The organism is Mucilaginibacter sp. BGA-UO-ETr-C110, from assembly GCF_059567985.1.
In genome coordinates, this window is the sequence record NZ_JCAQPB010000002.1 from 3,874,164 (window position 1) to 3,891,322 (window position 17,159).

The 17,159-nt window shown below is 42.3% G+C and carries 13 protein-coding genes; 4 read left to right on the forward strand and 9 right to left on the reverse strand.

What is annotated here, in order from left to right; translation table 11 throughout:
* The first annotated feature begins 241 nt into the window (after positions 1-241).
* Positions 242-2,716 (forward strand): endopeptidase La, encoded by a 2,475-nt coding sequence (gene lon / locus AC57BQ_RS16675; RefSeq protein ID WP_496407366.1) that lies wholly within the window; start codon positions 242-244, stop codon positions 2,714-2,716.
* A gap of 97 nt (positions 2,717-2,813) precedes the next feature.
* Positions 2,814-3,764, forward strand: coding sequence for a lipid A deacylase LpxR family protein (locus AC57BQ_RS16680; protein ID WP_496407367.1), 951 nt, complete (start codon positions 2,814-2,816; stop codon positions 3,762-3,764).
* 176 nt (positions 3,765-3,940) lie between these two features.
* Here AC57BQ_RS16680 and arfB read toward each other — a convergent pair whose 3' ends face one another.
* Complete coding sequence (gene arfB / locus AC57BQ_RS16685; RefSeq protein WP_090467416.1) at positions 3,941-4,348, reverse strand: alternative ribosome rescue aminoacyl-tRNA hydrolase ArfB; 408 nt, start codon at positions 4,346-4,348, stop codon at positions 3,941-3,943.
* A gap of 154 nt (positions 4,349-4,502) precedes the next feature.
* Here arfB and cmk point away from each other — a divergent pair, with 154 nt between their 5' ends.
* Positions 4,503-5,177 carry a (d)CMP kinase gene (cmk, locus tag AC57BQ_RS16690; protein ID WP_496407368.1) on the forward strand — a complete coding sequence of 225 codons (675 nt, stop codon included), beginning with the start codon at positions 4,503-4,505 and terminating at the stop codon, positions 5,175-5,177.
* Here the strand turns inward: cmk and AC57BQ_RS16695 are convergent.
* The 3 genes from AC57BQ_RS16695 to AC57BQ_RS16705 form a co-directional block, all read right to left on the reverse strand.
* Complete coding sequence (locus tag AC57BQ_RS16695; RefSeq protein ID WP_496407369.1) at positions 5,174-5,515, reverse strand: DHCW motif cupin fold protein; 342 nt, start codon at positions 5,513-5,515, stop codon at positions 5,174-5,176. The genes cmk and AC57BQ_RS16695 overlap by 4 nt on opposite strands.
* Positions 5,516-5,533: 18 nt before the next feature.
* A complete protein-coding gene (locus AC57BQ_RS16700) occupies positions 5,534-5,986 on the reverse strand; it encodes a deoxycytidylate deaminase (protein WP_496407370.1) in 453 nt (150 codons plus the stop codon).
* A 92-nt stretch (positions 5,987-6,078) separates the two neighbouring features.
* Positions 6,079-7,710, reverse strand: a complete 1,632-nt coding sequence (locus AC57BQ_RS16705; protein WP_496407371.1) for an MFS transporter — start codon at positions 7,708-7,710, stop codon at positions 6,079-6,081.
* Between the two features lie 170 nt (positions 7,711-7,880).
* Here AC57BQ_RS16705 and AC57BQ_RS16710 point away from each other — a divergent pair, with 170 nt between their 5' ends.
* Positions 7,881-8,537 (forward strand): LysE family translocator, encoded by a 657-nt coding sequence (locus AC57BQ_RS16710; RefSeq protein WP_172336328.1) that lies wholly within the window; start codon positions 7,881-7,883, stop codon positions 8,535-8,537.
* Between the two features lie 153 nt (positions 8,538-8,690).
* Here AC57BQ_RS16710 and AC57BQ_RS16715 read toward each other — a convergent pair whose 3' ends face one another.
* The 5 genes from AC57BQ_RS16715 to AC57BQ_RS16735 all read right to left on the reverse strand — a co-directional run bounded on the left by AC57BQ_RS16715 (position 8,691) and on the right by AC57BQ_RS16735 (position 17,154).
* The gene (locus tag AC57BQ_RS16715; protein WP_496407372.1) at positions 8,691-10,598 is read right to left on the reverse strand and encodes an amidophosphoribosyltransferase; all 1,908 of its coding nucleotides are present in this window, start codon (positions 10,596-10,598) and stop codon (positions 8,691-8,693) included.
* 205 nt (positions 10,599-10,803) lie between these two features.
* On the reverse strand, positions 10,804-12,780 hold the full coding sequence (locus tag AC57BQ_RS16720; RefSeq protein WP_496407373.1) for an amidohydrolase family protein: 1,977 nt from the start codon (positions 12,778-12,780) through the stop codon (positions 10,804-10,806).
* Between the two features lie 480 nt (positions 12,781-13,260).
* On the reverse strand, positions 13,261-13,881 hold the full coding sequence (locus tag AC57BQ_RS16725; RefSeq protein WP_496407374.1) for an alpha-ketoglutarate-dependent dioxygenase AlkB family protein: 621 nt from the start codon (positions 13,879-13,881) through the stop codon (positions 13,261-13,263).
* A 361-nt stretch (positions 13,882-14,242) separates the two neighbouring features.
* Positions 14,243-15,550 carry an ammonium transporter gene (locus AC57BQ_RS16730; protein ID WP_496407375.1) on the reverse strand — a complete coding sequence of 436 codons (1,308 nt, stop codon included), beginning with the start codon at positions 15,548-15,550 and terminating at the stop codon, positions 14,243-14,245.
* A 104-nt stretch (positions 15,551-15,654) separates the two neighbouring features.
* Complete coding sequence (locus tag AC57BQ_RS16735) at positions 15,655-17,154, reverse strand: NADH-quinone oxidoreductase subunit N (protein ID WP_496407376.1); 1,500 nt, start codon at positions 17,152-17,154, stop codon at positions 15,655-15,657.
* Positions 17,155-17,159: the final 5 nt, after the last annotated feature.

Sequence of the window (17,159 nt, forward strand, 5' to 3'; positions counted from 1 at the left end):
TTTTTTCATATTTATCAATAAATTCTTATTTAATCGGTAAACTTATAAGTGGTTTGTAATAAACAAATAGCCAAACCATTGCACTGCCATATTGCTTGTTAAGCATTATTACCATAACTTGGCACAGCTCTTGAAACATAGGTAGCTACAAGTAACAACCGCAGTTTTACCTGTATTTAACAGCTTAATGATGATACAGGCTGACAACATGACGGTTTTATCTATATATAAAATATAATTAATGACTTTTGATCCATTTGATTTTAAAAATGCCCTCCCGGTTATAAACGAAGACTCAGAGTTTTTCCCCTTAATGTCTACTGAAGACGAGGAAGAAATGAACAATGAGGAAATGCCGGAGGTATTATCCATACTGCCTTTGCGTAACACCGTTTTATTCCCGGGTGTGGTAATACCGATAACGGTTGGCAGAGACAAATCAATTAAACTGATACGCGATGCCAACAAAGGTAATCGCATGATTGGGGTAGTTGCGCAACAGGATGTGGGGATAGAAGACCCTAATTTTAGCCAGTTGAACAAAATTGGCACCATTGCCCTCATTATAAAAATGCTGCAAATGCCCGATGGTAACACTACTGTTATTATTCAGGGTAAAAAACGCTTCGTTTTAAAAGACGAGGTACAAAGCGAACCTTATATAAAAGCTACTGTTGAACCCTTCAGAGAAATAAAGGCCAAAGAGGATAAAGAATTTAAAGCCATGGTATCGTCTATTAAAGACATGGCCATGAATATTATCCAATTGTCGCCCAACATTCCGAGCGAGGCCGGTATAGCCATCCGCAATATTGAAAGCACTTCATTTTTGATCAATTTTATATCATCAAACATGAATGCCGATATGGCGGCCAAACAACGCCTGCTGGAGGTTGCTAACCTGCGCGAACGGGCCAACATGGTATTAGAACACCTGACGCTCGATCTGCAGATGCTGGAGCTTAAAAACCAGATACAAACCAAAGTGCGTGTTGATCTGGATAAGCAGCAGCGTGATTACTTTTTAAATCAGCAGCTAAAAACCATACAGGAAGAATTGGGTGGTAATTCGCCTGATCTGGAAATTGATGATCTGCGCCAGCGTGCCCTTAAAAAGAAATGGGGCAAAGAGGTAAAAGATCATTTTGCCAAAGAATTGGAGAAACTAGCCAGAACCAATCCGGCTGCAGCTGATTATTCGGTACAGATCAATTACCTTGAATTATTACTTGATCTGCCCTGGAATGATTTCACCAAGGACAACTTTGATTTGAAACGTGCCCAAAAGGTATTGGATAAAGATCATTTTGGCCTGGATAAAGTAAAACAACGCATTATTGAATACCTGGCCGTGCTTAAATTAAAGCACGATATGAAAGCCCCTATCCTTTGTTTGGTGGGCCCTCCGGGGGTTGGTAAAACATCCTTAGGGAAATCAATAGCTAAAGCACTCGGTCGTAAATATGTACGGATGGCTTTAGGCGGGATCCGGGATGAAGCCGAAATAAGGGGTCACCGTAAAACCTATATTGGGGCGATGCCGGGTCGTATCATACAATCGGTTAAAAAAGCTGGTGCGGCGAACCCTGTATTCATATTGGATGAAATTGATAAAGTGGGGAACGATTTCCGCGGAGATCCGTCATCAGCTTTATTGGAAGTACTTGACCCTGAACAGAACAGCACTTTTTATGACCATTATGTAGAGATGGATTTCGATCTGTCGAACGTGATGTTCATCGCGACAGCTAATTCACTAAGCACCATTCAACCTGCTCTTTTAGACAGGATGGAGATCATTGAGGTGAATGGTTATACCATTGAAGAAAAGATAGAGATAGCCAAACAACACCTGTTGCCTAAACAGCGTGAAGCTCACGGCTTAAAATTAAAGGATGTAAGCCTTAAAACCGATGTGCTTGAAAAACTCATCGTTGATTACACCCGTGAATCGGGTGTACGTGCGCTGGAGAAAAAAATAGGCTCGGTAGTTCGTGGCGTAGCCAAAAATATTGCCATGGAAGAGGAATACAATCCTGTGGTAAATAAAAAAGATATTGAAAAAATACTGGGTGCCCCTATTTATGATAAGGACCTTTATGAAGGTAACGACGTTGCCGGTGTAGTTACAGGCCTGGCCTGGACATCGGTTGGTGGCGACATCCTGTTTATTGAGGCCAGTTTAAGCCCGGGTAAAGGACGTTTAACCTTAACCGGCAGCCTGGGCGATGTGATGAAGGAATCGGTAACTATCGCGTTAGCTTACCTGAGGGCACACGCCGATTACTTTAACATCAACCCTAAACTGTTTGATCAATGGGATGTGCATGTGCATGTACCCGCAGGCGCTACGCCAAAGGATGGCCCATCGGCTGGTATAACCATGCTTACCGCTTTAGTTTCGGCATTTACTCAACGTAAGGTAAAACCTAACCTGGCTATGACCGGCGAGATCACCCTGCGTGGACGGGTATTGGCTGTAGGTGGTATCAAAGAAAAAATACTGGCCGCCAAACGTGCCAATATCAAAGAGATCATTTTGTGCAAATCCAACCAGAAAGATATCCTGGAGATCAAAGAAGATTATATCAAGGATCTGAAGTTCCATTACGTAGCGGATATGCGCGATGTAATTGCGCTTGCCCTTTTGGATGAAAAAGTAAGTCACCCAATCGATCTTACCGTTAAGGAGGACGAAAAAGCGGTAGCAAATTAAAAAAAGAGGGGTTAAAAATAATTTAACCCCTCTTTTTTTGTGCATATATAATCAGCTCAATTTTTCTATATTAGGCGCTGATATATTTAACAACCTAATGTTCAATAAACTATTCCTCACACTGTTGTGCCTTTTTGGTTCTATCAATCTATTTGCACAAACCCGCGGTCACGAAATTGCTATACAAACTGATAATGATGGGTACCTGGGTCAGGGCTCAGACAGGTATTACACCAATGGCATCTTCTTTTATTACCGTAAAGCTTTAAAAGCTGATGGCAATCTCCAGAATAAAGTTTTAGGTTTTGAGTTTGGGCAAAAAATGTATAATCCGCAATCGGGCTATGTACCAAATGCCTCTTACATAGACAGGCCTTTCGCAGCTTACTCCTACATTGGTTCAACCCTCAATTTTTTATATAAAAACGAAAGCTCCATTAAGCTGAGCGCTCAATTAGGTATTGTGGGCCCGGCGGCAGGTGGCGAACCGATACAGAGATTTATTCACAGCACCTTTGGGTTTTATGCTTTAAATGGCTGGCAATACCAGATAAAAAACAACGTAGAACTCAATTTAGGAGCCGAGTATAATAAACTTTTGGCAAGGGCCTCATGGATTGATGTGAGTTTGACCTCGTATGCCAACCTGGGTAATGGATTCACCGGCGCCGGCATAGGCCCTTTGATCCGTTTGGGTAATTTCAACCAGCTTTTCAATTCGGTAAGTACGCAAAGTACTGTATCCGCTGCCGATCAAACCGGCTTATTGCACGCTCACGAGATCTTTTTTTACTATAAACCGCAGATCAACGGCGTACTTTATGACGCCACTATACAAGGCCCGCTGTTTAATAAAAACAATGATCCTAACAGCCTCGAGGTTACACAAAACAAAAAGCCTTTTATATTGAGCAACCAGGTGGGGGTAGCCTTTACTACCAGTCGCTTCACTTTTGATATAGCAGCCATTTTCCACACCAAAGATGTGGAAGAGATGTTAAGGTCACATCAGTGGGCCAGCATTACGGGAGCCTACCGGTTTAAGTAGATTGTCTGATTTCGACAACAATTCTATAAAAATCATGGTTTACACTGTAAACCGTTTTTTTATAGCAAAATAAAAATAACTAACTGATTACCAACCAATTAAATAAGTGTAAACCATAAAAAGTGTAAACCATGTAAACCCACTTTTTTTAACAAAATAGCCCGGCTGTTCAAGGATCAATCAAAATCAACCTTCCGGTTTTCCTTTTTGGTGGAGTGTTTCTTTTTGTCATCCAGGCGGGCGGCTTTCGCGGCCTTACTTACTTTGGTGGGTTTACGTACTTTGGGTTTCTGCAATGCCCGGGTAAGTAATAATATCAATCGTTCAATAGCTTTCTCTTTGTTGAGGTATTGGCTACGTTCTTCATCACAGATCACCTGTACTAAACCATCCTTATTTAAGCGGTTTTGTAATTTATCGTTCAGTAGTAATTTCTCCTCTTCGGTAAACAGTTCGGAGCCATCTACATTAAATAAAAGCTCCACCTTGCTCGATACTTTATTTACATTTTGACCGCCCTTACCCCCACTACGCGAGGTTTTATAAGTAATTTCTTTTTGCAGCTCAGATTTAGTAAGGTTCATTGGGCAAAGGTAACTATTTAGGTTAATTGGGTGAATGATTGATTAAGTGAGTTTTACCAGAATTTGCGGACAACTATTCTACCCAATCAACTACTCACTTAATCAACCACTCACCTACCAACCAATCACAATTATTTGTACTTTAGCTACGCTTATGAGTAAAAACATAGTAGTGGCAATTGATGGCTATTCATCATGCGGTAAAAGCACACTGGCCAAAGCTTTAGCTAAAAAACTTCATTTTATTTATGTGGATAGCGGTGCGATGTATCGCGCTGTTGCCTTGTATTTTTTGCGCAACAATATCGACGTGACCAATCGCGATCAAATTGCAGAAGCATTAAAAAACATCCATCTTAACTTTCACTCCCGTGATTACCAGACCCACATCACCCTAAACGGTGAAGAGGTATCTGAGGAGATCCGCCTGATGCCGGTATCTGATAAAGTAAGTGAAGTATCTGCCATTCGCGAAGTGCGTAAAGAGATGGTTAAGCAACAGCAGCGCATGGGGCATTCCAAAAACATCGTGATGGACGGCCGCGATATAGGCACCACGGTTTTCCCGGAGGCTGACGTCAAAATATTCATGACCGCTGACCCCAAAGTACGCGCAGAAAGACGCTACAATGAGATCAAGGATAAGAACCCTGAAATTACATTAGAAGATATATTTGAGAACATTGCTCATCGCGATTACCAGGACACCACCCGTGAGGAAAGTCCGCTTGTAAGAGCCGATGATGCTATTATACTGGATAATACCAACCTCACCCCGCAACAGCAACTGGACTTTGCCCTGGATAAGGTAAAACCGCTTATTGTTTAAGGTTTTAAAAAATCTCCATCGATAATTAACAGCTTCACACCGCCGGCAGAGACAGACCGGTGTGAGCTCAGGTCATCAGACACAATATAGGTCATACCTTTAGTTAAGGTAAAGGCTTCTCCGTTTTGAAGTTCGCTTACAAACTCCCCTTCCAGGCAATGCACAATATGTCCCTTTTGGCACCAGTGATCGGCCAGGTATCCTGCAGAATATTCTACCAGGCGCAGCCTAAGACCATTAAGCAATAATGTTTGCCAAAACGCTGTTCCGGTTTCGCCTTTGTGCTCCGTTTTTTCAACCGATGACCAATCAATAGTTTGAAAAGGTATATTGTACATGGTTTGAGAATTATTTGTTTATCCTACAAACTTTTCGGCCTTAACTCCAAAGTGGTTTAAAAAATCAACCCCTTCATCGCTGGCTAAACCTTTGTATTCGGCGTATGATTTATCAAAATACACATGCTTGATACCTGCCGAAAATATAAGGCGGGCGCAAGGCAGACAGGGCGATAAGGTAGTGTATAATGTAGCGCCTTCGAGTTTAGCGCCATTTTTTACGGCATAGAGTATGGCGTTTTCTTCGGCATGTAAAGCCAGGGAGCAACTCCCTTTTGAATCACGGGGGCAACCTTCGCCAGGCCACTCCTCGTCGCAATTATGGGTATGCGCAGGCGGCCCGTTATAACCGATGGATATAATACGGGTATCGCGTGTTAAAACAGCGCCTACCTGGGCTTTAACGCAGTGTGAGCGCTTGGCCAGATCAGTGGCCAGGTTCATAAAGATGTGATCGAAACTTGGTTTCATAATCTTAAATTATGGAGTCATTAAACGTCATTGGGTCATTACTTCATTTAAAAATGACTTAATGACCCAATGATCAAATAATTGGTAAAATATTAATGTCCGCCCGATACTTCAACATGGTCAAGGTCGATACCCTGGCTGCGAAGTTCACGGCTTACTTTCCAGGCAAAGTACGCCAGGTAAGCAAAACCTAATACCGGTACAATGTATGAGAAATGAATACCACTCATGCCTGGTATAACGTCACCTGCACCATCTGCTATTTTACCTTGCAGTGGCGGGATAATTGAACCACCTAAAATCATCATGATCAAAAATGCCGAACCTTGGCTGGTATATTTACCCAAACCGGTAATAGCCAATGAGAATATGGATGGCCACATGATAGAGCAGCATAAACCACCGCTAATGAAAGCGAAAGTAGCTACCCTGCCGGTAGTGAACAAACCGATCAGCATAAATATAACACCCAGTATACCCAATACAGATAAGGTACGCGTTGGCTTTTGCTGACCAATAAAGAAGGCCACAATAAGCACCGCCACACAAACCGCGTAAACATACAGGTTACTTACATTTACACCTGTCACCGCGTTTACCAGCAATACCAGGCCAAATGCTACAAATGGTACAAGAACGTATAAAACGTATTTGGTTGTTGTTGAAAGATTGAAGGCCCCGATTGAACCTGCAAAACGGCCGATCATCAAGCTACCCCAGTATAAGGATATATAAGGTGCAATGTCTGATTCGTTGAACGATCCAAATTCCGGCGTTTTTAGTAAAGAGCCCATATTACTTTGGATGGTTACCTCGGTACCTACATAAGTAAAAATGGCCAGCATACCCAAAATCAACTGCGGATATTGCATGGCGCCCCAGCCTTCTTTACTTTGTTTGGCAGCGAAAATGGTACCTACAAGCGTAAACACAATAATAGCTAATGAAGCGTAAACAAAATACTGACTCGGGATGCCGATAGATTTACTCAGCGGATCAGCAGCCAGTATCAATAAAAACGCGATGAATATGATAAATAACGGCGTGTTTGCTTTTTGGCTTGATTCAATCTTTTCGTCGCTGGTAACTTTTGGCAGGTTCGAGAACCAGAAGAATATAGCTACAGCTATAAATAAAGCTGCCAGCATATAGTAAAGGTTATTGATAGACGATATTTTAACTTCCGGCTTAACCTCTGAATTTGCAGTACCAAACAGCACTACACTCACCACGATCGGCCCCAATAAGGCACCAATATTATTGATACTACCGGCAAAATTTAAACGATTTGAGCCTGTTTCTGCAGGGCCTAAAGCTACCACAAAAGGATTCGCTGCAGTTTGTTGTAAAGAGAAACCAACAGCTATAATAAAAAATACTGCTAAGATGAAACCAAACGCGCCGCTGGCCACAGCAGGAATCATACCTAATGCACCTACAGCGGATATAACTAAACCTAAGATGATACCATTTTTATAACCCAACTTATTCATGATATCAACCTTACTGGCTTGCGATGCAAAATAAAGTATCAATGAGCCTATAAAGTACCCGCCATAAAAGGTAAAATCGATTAACTGCGACTCAAATTGAGTAAGATGAAAATGCGTTTTACAAAATGGTATAAAGATACCGTTAGATGCGGCTAAAAAGCCCCAGAAGAAAAACACAGTAATCAGCGTGTATAATGCCGAACTGTAATTTTTATTGTCTTTTTGTTCCATTTTTAAGTTTAGTTATACAGAATGTATTTTGAATCGCTAAACATAATTCAATTTTTGTAAATGTTATTATTCTTTTTCAAATTAAATAAATCACAATTTTAAGTTTCGTTGTTTAAGAGATAAAATTGCATATTCGCATGGTTCAAAATTTTGGAACATAAGCCTAAATAATGATAGAAGCTGTTATTTCGGGATTGGGGATAGGATTAGTGTTAACGTTTTTGACTGGCCCGGTCTTTTTTGCTCTTATTAAAACCAGCATCGAAAAAGGTTTTCATGCCGGTGTTGCATTAGCACTCGGCGTAGTTAGCAGTGATGTGGTTTTCGTGGGGGCAATTCTATTTGGCTCCCAATATTTTGATATATCTAATCATACCAAAACCATAGCCGGTGTTGTAGGCAGCATTATATTATTTAGTGTGGGTATACGCTACCTGTTTAAAAAGGGCGAGGTAAACTATGAAAACAAAGTCCCCTCGGGTATTAACCGCGCAGGCTACTTTTTGAAAGGGTTTTTGATGTGCATTTTTAACCCCACTCTCCTATTTCATTGGATCACCGTGATCGGTACCGCGAGTACCGTTTTTCATGAAGGTGTGGCACATCGCTCATTTAAAATCGCGGTAATGTTTGCCACGGTACTTATAGTACAGTTTGGCATGGATATCACCAAAGCTTTTTACGCCAACAAATTGCGCGACAAGATCTCCGTTAAACTGGTTCACCGCCTTAATGAGGTGGCAGGTATAGCCCTGATCATAGCTTCATTAATACTTGTGGATAAACTGGTTACCCACTTTGTTTTTTCGGCACCAGCAGGATCTTAGCCCCCCTTAATTATTGAATTAGTGATTTATTGAATTATTGAGTTTATTTTTCTTCTCAGTTCGCAGTTAAGTTTCAGCTGAAATCAGATATAAAAAAAGGCGATGATCTAAATCACCGCCTTGAATATCATATTATCCCTTTAGGGATAGGGGTTACATATAAGCCCTTTGGTTTTTACCTTCCATCCAGTTTACAAAGGCGCGGTTAACTACCTTGTTACCGCCCGGGGTTGGATAATCACCACTGAAATACCAGTCGCCGGTGTGATCGGGACAGGCAATGTGCAGGTTATCTAAGGTTTGGTATAAAACCTCAACCTTACATTTGATATCTTTCGGCGTAATGATCTGTGCTATACGATCGGAAATTTGCTGATCGGTAAATAAAGAGTAGATCTCTTTTACGTAGTTCTCTACCTCTTCTTTTGGTAGTTTAGCACTATCCTTACATTTCTGGTAAACATCCAGAATGATGTCTTCGCGATCCATCTCTTTCAGCAGGCTGATCGCTGCTTCAAAAGCTACGAACTCACCCATACGTGACATATCGATACCATAACAATCCGGGTAACGAATCTGCGGAGCAGATGAAACTACTACCACTTTCTTAGGACCTAATCTGTCTAATATTTTCAGGATACTTTGCTTGAGCGTAGTACCGCGTACAATCGAATCATCCAGTACTACCAGTGTATCGGTATTCTTTTTGATCAAGCCGTAAGTGGTATCATATACGTGAGCAACCATCTCGCTGCGGTCGGCATCCTGGGTAATAAAGGTTCGAAGCTTTACGTCCTTAATGGCTATTTTCTCTACCCTTGGCGCAATCTTCAATACTTCGGTTAGCTCCTCTTCACTTATCTTGTCATCACGGTTCAGTAACCTATCGCGCTGGTATTTCTTTACATATTTATGTATCCCCTCAACCATGCCATAAAAAGCAACCTCAGCGGTATTTGGTATATAGGAGAATACGGTATTCTGGATATCGTTATCAACCGCGTCCAATATCTGCGGACAAAGTAATCTGCCCAATTGTTTACGTTCGCGGTAGATAGATGAATCGCTGCCGCGTGAAAAATAGATCCGCTCAAAGGAACAGGCTTTCTTTTCCAATGGTTCGCTGAACATATCCTCGGTTATCTTGCCGTTCTTTTTAACGATAAGCGCATGACCAGGACGGATCTCTTTAATTTCTTCAACAGGGATGTTAAAGGCTGTCTGGATAGCAGGGCGCTCTGAAGCGGCAACAACTATTTCATCATTATAATAGTAATATGCCGGACGAATACCTACCGGGTCGCGCATCACAAAGGCATCACCATGGCCGATGATACCGGCAATGGTATAACCACCATCCCAGTTTTTAGCCGACTTACGAAGGATCTTGGCTACGTCCATATCATTGGCTATCAGCTTACTGATCTCCATGTTATCGTCCAAACCTTCGCGTTTGTACTGATCAAACAGGCCCTGGTTCTCAGTATCCAGGAAATGGCCTATTTTTTCAAGAACGGTAATGGTATCGGCTTTTTCTTTAGGATGCTGGCCCAGGTCATACAACTGCTGCAATAACTCATCAACATTGGTCATGTTAAAGTTACCGGCGATAACCAGGTTACGAGTCATCCAGTTGTTTTGCCTTAAAAACGGGTGGCAGCTTTCAATGCTGTTTTTACCGTGGGTACCATATCGCAGGTGCCCCAGTAAAACTTCGCCCGTAAAGCTTACATTTTCTTTCAGCCATTCGGTATCAGCCAGTTTTTCAGGACTTTCTTTCTGAATATCAGCGAATTTCTTCTGGATGTATTCAAAAATATCAGCAACAGCATTTGATGCCATTGACCGGTGTCTGCTGATGTACCGCTTGCCAGGCTCTATGTCCAGTTTAATGGTAGCAACCCCCGCGCCATCCTGGCCGCGGTTATGTTGTTTCTCCATTAAAAGGTAAAGCTTGTTCAGGCCGTACAGAGCTGTTCCGTACTTTTTCTGATAATAAGACAGTGGCTTTAAGAGGCGGATAAATGCCACACCGCATTCATGTTTAATCTGATCGCTCATGATTTGGAATGAGGCTGCAAAGGTATCATTTTATAATGAACTATCCCTATATCAATTGTCATTAAACAGTAGTTTGTGGATAAGTTACCAAAACGTTAATTTCTTTACGCAGTAATTATCTAAACCACTATTCTAACCGCCCAAATTTAAACTATAATCCATTGAAATACAATCACGGTCAAGTAAAACTCATCTCCCAATCAACCTATTTTCCAAAGCCTACCATCTGGTGCAATTTTACCGGATCATAAACCTGGCCACCTTTTATCACAACCGAAACATTACGAATATCCCTGATATTTTTTACCGGGTCGCCATCAATAATGATCAGATCGGCCTGTTTGCCTGCCTCTATTGATCCGGTTTGTTTATCAACTTTCATTACTGTGGCCGGAATAATAGTGGCTGTTTTTATAGCCTGGGCGGGTGTAAGTCCGGCAGATACATAAAGCTCCAATTCGCGATCAAGGCTATAGCCTGGGAAACCCATATCCGTACCGGCTACAATAGGTATACCCGCGTCATACAGTTTTTTTACTGCCTGCAGCATGCTCGTCAGCAATGGTTTAACTTTAGCTACCTGCTCCGGCTCTTCTCCCATATTTTTAAACAAGGCCTGCAGTGGCAGCGGGAGGTTATAAAATGCAGGCTCGAGCTGTGTGATATCATCCTTTAAATTACGGAAGGCCAGCTCATAAACACCTATTGTTGGATCGATAACCACATGATGCTGTTTGATAAAATCAATAGCGGCTATACTCTGCGGATCATCAAAGTCAACCGAGCGGTCTGCATTTTTTTTCATGATCGAATAAACATATTGCATATGGTTCACCATATTCATTCCTGAGTCAACGCCCTGTTGCAGGGTCATTCCGTTGGGTATGTGCCCGGTTACCGTTAAACCCAGGCGATGTGCCTCGTCGCAAATTACTTTAACTATCTCTGGCTTTGCCGAACTGTATATTTTTATCTGAGCAAAACCATTCTCCTTATAGCGATCAACCGCTTTGATGGCTTCCTCTTTGGTATCAGCCTGTATAATTCCTAAGGCCTTTGGGCCTTTGCCATCAATAATACCGGCTTTTAATATATTAGGCCCAACCCCGGTACCATTATCAATAGCACTTTTTATGGCATTAATATATTCAAACTCATTGCCGCAATCCCTAACAGTAGTAACACCGGCAGCCAGGTAGGCGGGCCCCCATTCGGCTTGTTCAAAGTGGGAGTGCATATCCCACAGGCCTGGTAAAATAGTTTTGCCTTTAGCATCTATCACTTTTGCACCTGCCGGAATGGTTACCGATCCGGCTTTGCCTGTTCGTACAATAATACCTTTACTGATCAGTATAACCGCATCGGGGACGCTTGTACCGGTTACCACATCGTATAAATTGCCACCCGTTACAGCTATTGTTTCATCGGCTGTGCCGGCTTGCCCGGTGGCTTTTGCAAACAATTGCATGCCGTAAGTGGCCGCCTTGGTGATAAGTTGTGGCAATAGGGCTTCATACTGGGCACGCATCATTTCCAGCTTATCCCCTTCCGCATCGTTGGTGATCAGGCAGATCAGGTTACCTTTATCATCGGCCCAAAGCAACTCATTACCCCAAACCAAACCACTGATGGTAAACCGGTCGAGGGTTAATGATCTACCATTAAAGCTCAGTTCATCCGTCCCTTCTTTTTTTATCTGAACCGAACCAAACGGCAGGGTATAGATACTCTCGGGTTCATGTTGTTTTTTCCAGTACTGAAGGAGCACCTGCTGTACAGTTCCGGGCGAATATCCGGCTACGGTAAAACTGGAGGGTAATACCTTTTGTGTATAGGACGAATCATTAACCCGGATAGAGGCTTCGCCGCCATGTATGGTAACTTTGTCATCTACCTTGGAGAACCTGGAAGTACTTCCTTTTATAGTAAGCTCCAGTGGATCATTAACGGGGTTTACTTTTAACTCTGCCGTTAAAGGCACCGGCGAACCCCGGTCAACAAATTTAAAGTCGATACTGTATTGGATGGCATCTTTATGTCTATGCACCACATAGGTTTCTTTACCTATTTTTTGCGCAAACTTGTGCAAAAAGAAGGTGCCGCTATCGGCTGGGATATTAGTTTGAGCATTTACATTTATAAAAAATAGCGAAATAATAGTAAACAGGATGGGCTTTTTCATAGATGGAAAGGTATAGTAATAGGTATGATAAATGTATGACGAAGTTTTAAAGGTATATGTTACAATACAACTTAAAAAGATAATTTATAAAACTAAAAAAATAACTTGTGTATTGGCGAATTTGCGGAGCATATGACATCACGAAAATCCGGGCAGTGCTCCCATCAAAAAAACTTTTTAAACCTTAAATTTTAACAAATTTCTGGTCGAAAATGGCGTAAAAGCAGTCAAAAACTCATTCAAAACCATCGATTTTAACACTTTTTAACAAATTTTAACACAATTTTGATACGTTTTGAAAACTTTAAAAAGTATTAAACTATTGATTATCAAAGAACTAAATACAAAAAACTTTGCTTTTGTGCCCTTTTTCCCTTAACAAAACAGCCCGGTTTTCTCTTTTCTCAGAGAAAACCGGGCTGCTATTTATATAAAGATACGAAAATTAACGCTTAAATCCAACAGCCTTAAATAGCCTTGTTAGTATTTAATATCCCTGAAAGTAATATTGATACGCGGGCCTGCTTCGCTGGTAGTTTTAGGGACCTGGTGCAGCCAATGGTGCTGCGTTTCGCCCTGCATAATTAGCAGGCTGCCGTTGCTGAGCGCCATGGATACTTTGGCGTTTTTTTGCTGTTTGTGCTTAAACTGAAAAGTGCGTGTAGCCCCAAATGATGCCGAAGCGATAACCGGGTTGCCGCTCAGTTCTTTTTCATTATCGCTGTGCCAGCCCATGCTATCTTCCCCGTTACGGTAAAAGTTGAGCAGGGCCGAGTTAAACTGCTTATTGCATTGCTGTTCGGCCGCTTCTTTGATCTGGAGCAATAAGGGTGTAAAGGGCAAGGGCGTATTCACCACGCCGGAGTAAGTGTAGGTCTTGTCGCCATCGGCGTACCAGGAAGTGAGGCGTGGAAAATTGACCGATTTACCATAGATCTTCATCTTATCCTGTTTCCAAAGAATGGAATGTTTCAACTCATCAAACACATCATAGACACCATCCTCCTGGTAAAAATTTGGATATAAGAACACCTCCCCATCCAACGGCAAAAGGTTTTGATGGGCAGGGCTAAATATATTCAATTGATTATCGGCGTTCATTTTTTAAATAGAGGCAAGAATCAAGAGCCAAGAATCAAGAAAAGGCTCCATGAGTTCCACATCTACAAATTTAGACAAGGAATATGGATCACAGTTTAATATCATACACATACTTGTTATTTTTTCTCCGGCGCTGTTCGAAGTCTCCCGACTTCGAACAATTATGCTGGTAGTTTGCAACTACCGATATTGCTTCATGTAGTCTAAAGACTACGAACATAGTCGTCCGAAGTCAGAGACTTCGAACAGCGTGTTTTTTTTTGCTCCCCAAATCCTTATTCCAAAAATCCTTAATCCATAAAAAAATCCGGCTTTGCAGCCGGACCTCTCATATTTATGTAATTGGTTTGAAATTCAATAATTAAAGTTTTTCGCCATGCTGGCTGATGTCCAGACCTAAAACTTCATCCTCGGCCGAAACCCTTAGCGGCGATATCATATCTGTAATTTTAAGCAACAGTAAGGAACCAAAGAACGAGAATATGGAAACACAAATCAAAGCCACTAACTGCACTAAAAATAAATGTGTTTCGCCAAAGAACAGACCGTTACCGGTCGCGTTGCCCGCATTTACATGCTGATTGGCAAAAACGCCGGTAAGCAGCATACCCACCATACCACCAACACCATGGCAAGGGAATACATCCAGCGTATCATCAATAGAAGTACGTGTGCGCCACTCCACCACCAGGTTACTTACCACGGCAGATATAATACCGATGGCCAGTGAATGCGGCACGGTAACAAACCCGGCGGCTGGTGTAATGGCTACCAGGCCCACTACGGCACCAATACAGGTACCCATAGCTGAAGGTTTGCGTCCGCGCAGCATATCAAAAAATATCCAGGTAATACCGCCTGCGGCAGATGCTGTTGTGCTGGTAGCTAAAGCGGTAACAGCTAAAGCATTCGCGCCAAATGCCGAACCCGCGTTAAAGCCAAACCAGCCGAACCATAAAAGCCCCGTACCGATCATGACATAAGTGATACGTGCAGGTGAATGGTTAGCCTCGTTACGGCGTTTTAAATAGATGGCCGAAGCCAATGCGGCCCATCCGGCCGACATGTGTACTACGGTACCGCCGGCAAAGTCTAACACACCAAATTTGGCCAGTATGCCATCCGGGTGCCAGGTACAGTGTGCCAACGGCGAAAATATAAATATCGAGAACAGGCAAAGGAAAATGATGTAAGAGTTGAAACGGATCCGCTCGGCAAAAGCACCGGTAATCAACGCGGGTGTAATGATAGCGAACTTCAACTGATACATGGCAAACAACAACAACGGAATGGTTGGCGCGGCTTTCCAGGTGGCGTTGCCCAGCATACCCTTCATCATAAAATAGGTAGAAGGGTTACCGATGATACCATAAATGCTATCGCCAAAGGCCAAACTGAAGCCAAATATGCCCCACAACACCGTAATAATTACCATACAAACGATGCTCTGCAGCATGGTTGATATCACGTTCTTTTTGTTAACCATCCCCCCGTAAAAGAAAGCAAGACCCGGCGTCATGATCAAAACCAGGGCCGTCGACATCAGCATCCAGGCAATATCGCCGGTATTAAAATGAGGATTGCCCGAATTTTTAAATTCTACAGAAGGAAAAATAAAGGTTAACGTTAAAATGACAAGAATTACTAAGAAAGGAAAATACCGTTTCATGGAAATATTAGAATTGCTTTGTAAAACGGCCTGAAAGTATGATTTTAATTATAAAAAAACGAAGAATATTAAGTTTTTGTTAAAAAATTACGAAAATTGAAAAATTAGAGGGATTGAAGCACCCAATGAGGAAAAATACCCAGTAAAATCAGGATAAAACTTATGAATATTGATAAAATGAGCAAATTCACAGATTTTTTGTTGCTTATTTCGGCCATTTCCTTCCTTTTCAGAAATAAATTCAAAGGGATCTTGATGTAGTAAAACAGCGAAACAACCGTAGTTAAGGCCCCGGTAACCATCAGCAACATTAACCAAATGTTATGGGTTTGCTGATAAACACCATATACTGCCGAAAACACAAACAGCTTCCCGGTAAAACCGGCGGTTACCGGCAAACCGGTTAATGAAATGAGGATGATCACAAAGCAAACGGAGGCTATGGGATATTTAAGACCAAATCCGCGATAATCTTCCACATCTTCGGCACCGGTTTCGTTAGCAAAATAAGTAGCCAGCGCCAGGGCGCCAATATTGGCCAGCGCATAAATCAGCAGGTAATAAGTTAATACCGATACACTTTGTAATGACAGAACTGTAACCGCCATCAGCGCGAAACCGGTATGGCCAATGCTGGAGTAGGCCAGCATCCTTTTGATATTGGTTTGCAGCACAGCCGCAAAGTTACCCGCTATCATGGTAATGATGCCAATAACGGAAAGTGCTATGCTCATATTAAAGCCAGTCCAAAGTCCAGTAAACATAAAGGGCGAAAGGAAATTGATGAGCAAGGCAAAAGCTGCTATTTTGGGTACGGTTGACAGGTACGCGGTTACCGGCGTGCTTGCACCCTGGTACACATCGGGCACCCAAAAATGGATAGGCACAAAGGATAATTTAAACCCGATGCCTATTAAAACCAGGATCATGGCAAAGGAGGTGCTGATAGGATTAACACCCGACAGCTGCTCAATGGTATGATGGAATATAATATCCAAAGAACCGCTAAAGCCATATAATAACGAGATACCATACAGCATCATAGCTGATGACGCGGCCCCGAACAGTACATATTTCAGGCCGGCCTCGGTACTGAAGGCATTTTCTGTACGGTAAGCAACCATGAGGTACGAGGCTATAGAAACCATCTCGATAGCCAGGTAAATAGATAACAGGTTTACCGCCATCACCATTAAATGCAGGCCGAATATGGATGCGATGGCTATAGAATACAGATCAGACAGGCCCTTCTGGTGGCCGTTCAACTTATTATCCCAGCTAAAATACAACAACAGGATAAACGACAGCAGATCAATGATCAGCTTAAAGAATATGCCGCTGCGAATAAGCAGCAGCATATTACTGAATATCAAATGCCCGCCATCAAGCACCAGTGCAAACTGTTTCAGGTCAAGGTACATCACCAGCACTAAACCTGCGCAGGCTACTATGCGGCACAGTTTTAAGGAGTGCTTACCAAATATCAGGTCGGTTATCATCACCACAATAAACAGCGCTGCCAGGTAAATCTCGGGCATAAAAAAGGCTAAGCTGCCAAAAACAGACGATAAAGACGCGGATATATGGGGTAGCAGATCGTGCATTTATT

What these genes read in the sequence shown, in the direction of transcription:
- AC57BQ_RS16715 (WP_496407372.1), bottom strand. Translation starts at nt 10,598, where the DNA reads ATGAGCGATCAGATTAAACATGAATGCGGTGTGGCATTTATCCGCCTC.
- AC57BQ_RS16695 (WP_496407369.1), bottom strand. Translation starts at nt 5,515, where the DNA reads ATGTACAATATACCTTTTCAAACTATTGATTGGTCATCGGTTGAAAAA.
- lon (WP_496407366.1), top strand. Translation starts at nt 242, where the DNA reads ATGACTTTTGATCCATTTGATTTTAAAAATGCCCTCCCGGTTATAAAC.
- AC57BQ_RS16700 (WP_496407370.1), bottom strand. Translation starts at nt 5,986, where the DNA reads ATGAAACCAAGTTTCGATCACATCTTTATGAACCTGGCCACTGATCTG.
- AC57BQ_RS16720 (WP_496407373.1), bottom strand. Translation starts at nt 12,780, where the DNA reads ATGAAAAAGCCCATCCTGTTTACTATTATTTCGCTATTTTTTATAAAT.
- AC57BQ_RS16725 (WP_496407374.1), bottom strand. Translation starts at nt 13,881, where the DNA reads ATGAACGCCGATAATCAATTGAATATATTTAGCCCTGCCCATCAAAAC.
- AC57BQ_RS16730 (WP_496407375.1), bottom strand. Translation starts at nt 15,550, where the DNA reads ATGAAACGGTATTTTCCTTTCTTAGTAATTCTTGTCATTTTAACGTTA.
- AC57BQ_RS16735 (WP_496407376.1), bottom strand. Translation starts at nt 17,154, where the DNA reads ATGCACGATCTGCTACCCCATATATCCGCGTCTTTATCGTCTGTTTTT.
- arfB (WP_090467416.1), bottom strand. Translation starts at nt 4,348, where the DNA reads ATGAACCTTACTAAATCTGAGCTGCAAAAAGAAATTACTTATAAAACC.
- AC57BQ_RS16705 (WP_496407371.1), bottom strand. Translation starts at nt 7,710, where the DNA reads ATGGAACAAAAAGACAATAAAAATTACAGTTCGGCATTATACACGCTG.
- AC57BQ_RS16680 (WP_496407367.1), top strand. Translation starts at nt 2,814, where the DNA reads ATGTTCAATAAACTATTCCTCACACTGTTGTGCCTTTTTGGTTCTATC.
- cmk (WP_496407368.1), top strand. Translation starts at nt 4,503, where the DNA reads ATGAGTAAAAACATAGTAGTGGCAATTGATGGCTATTCATCATGCGGT.
- AC57BQ_RS16710 (WP_172336328.1), top strand. Translation starts at nt 7,881, where the DNA reads ATGATAGAAGCTGTTATTTCGGGATTGGGGATAGGATTAGTGTTAACG.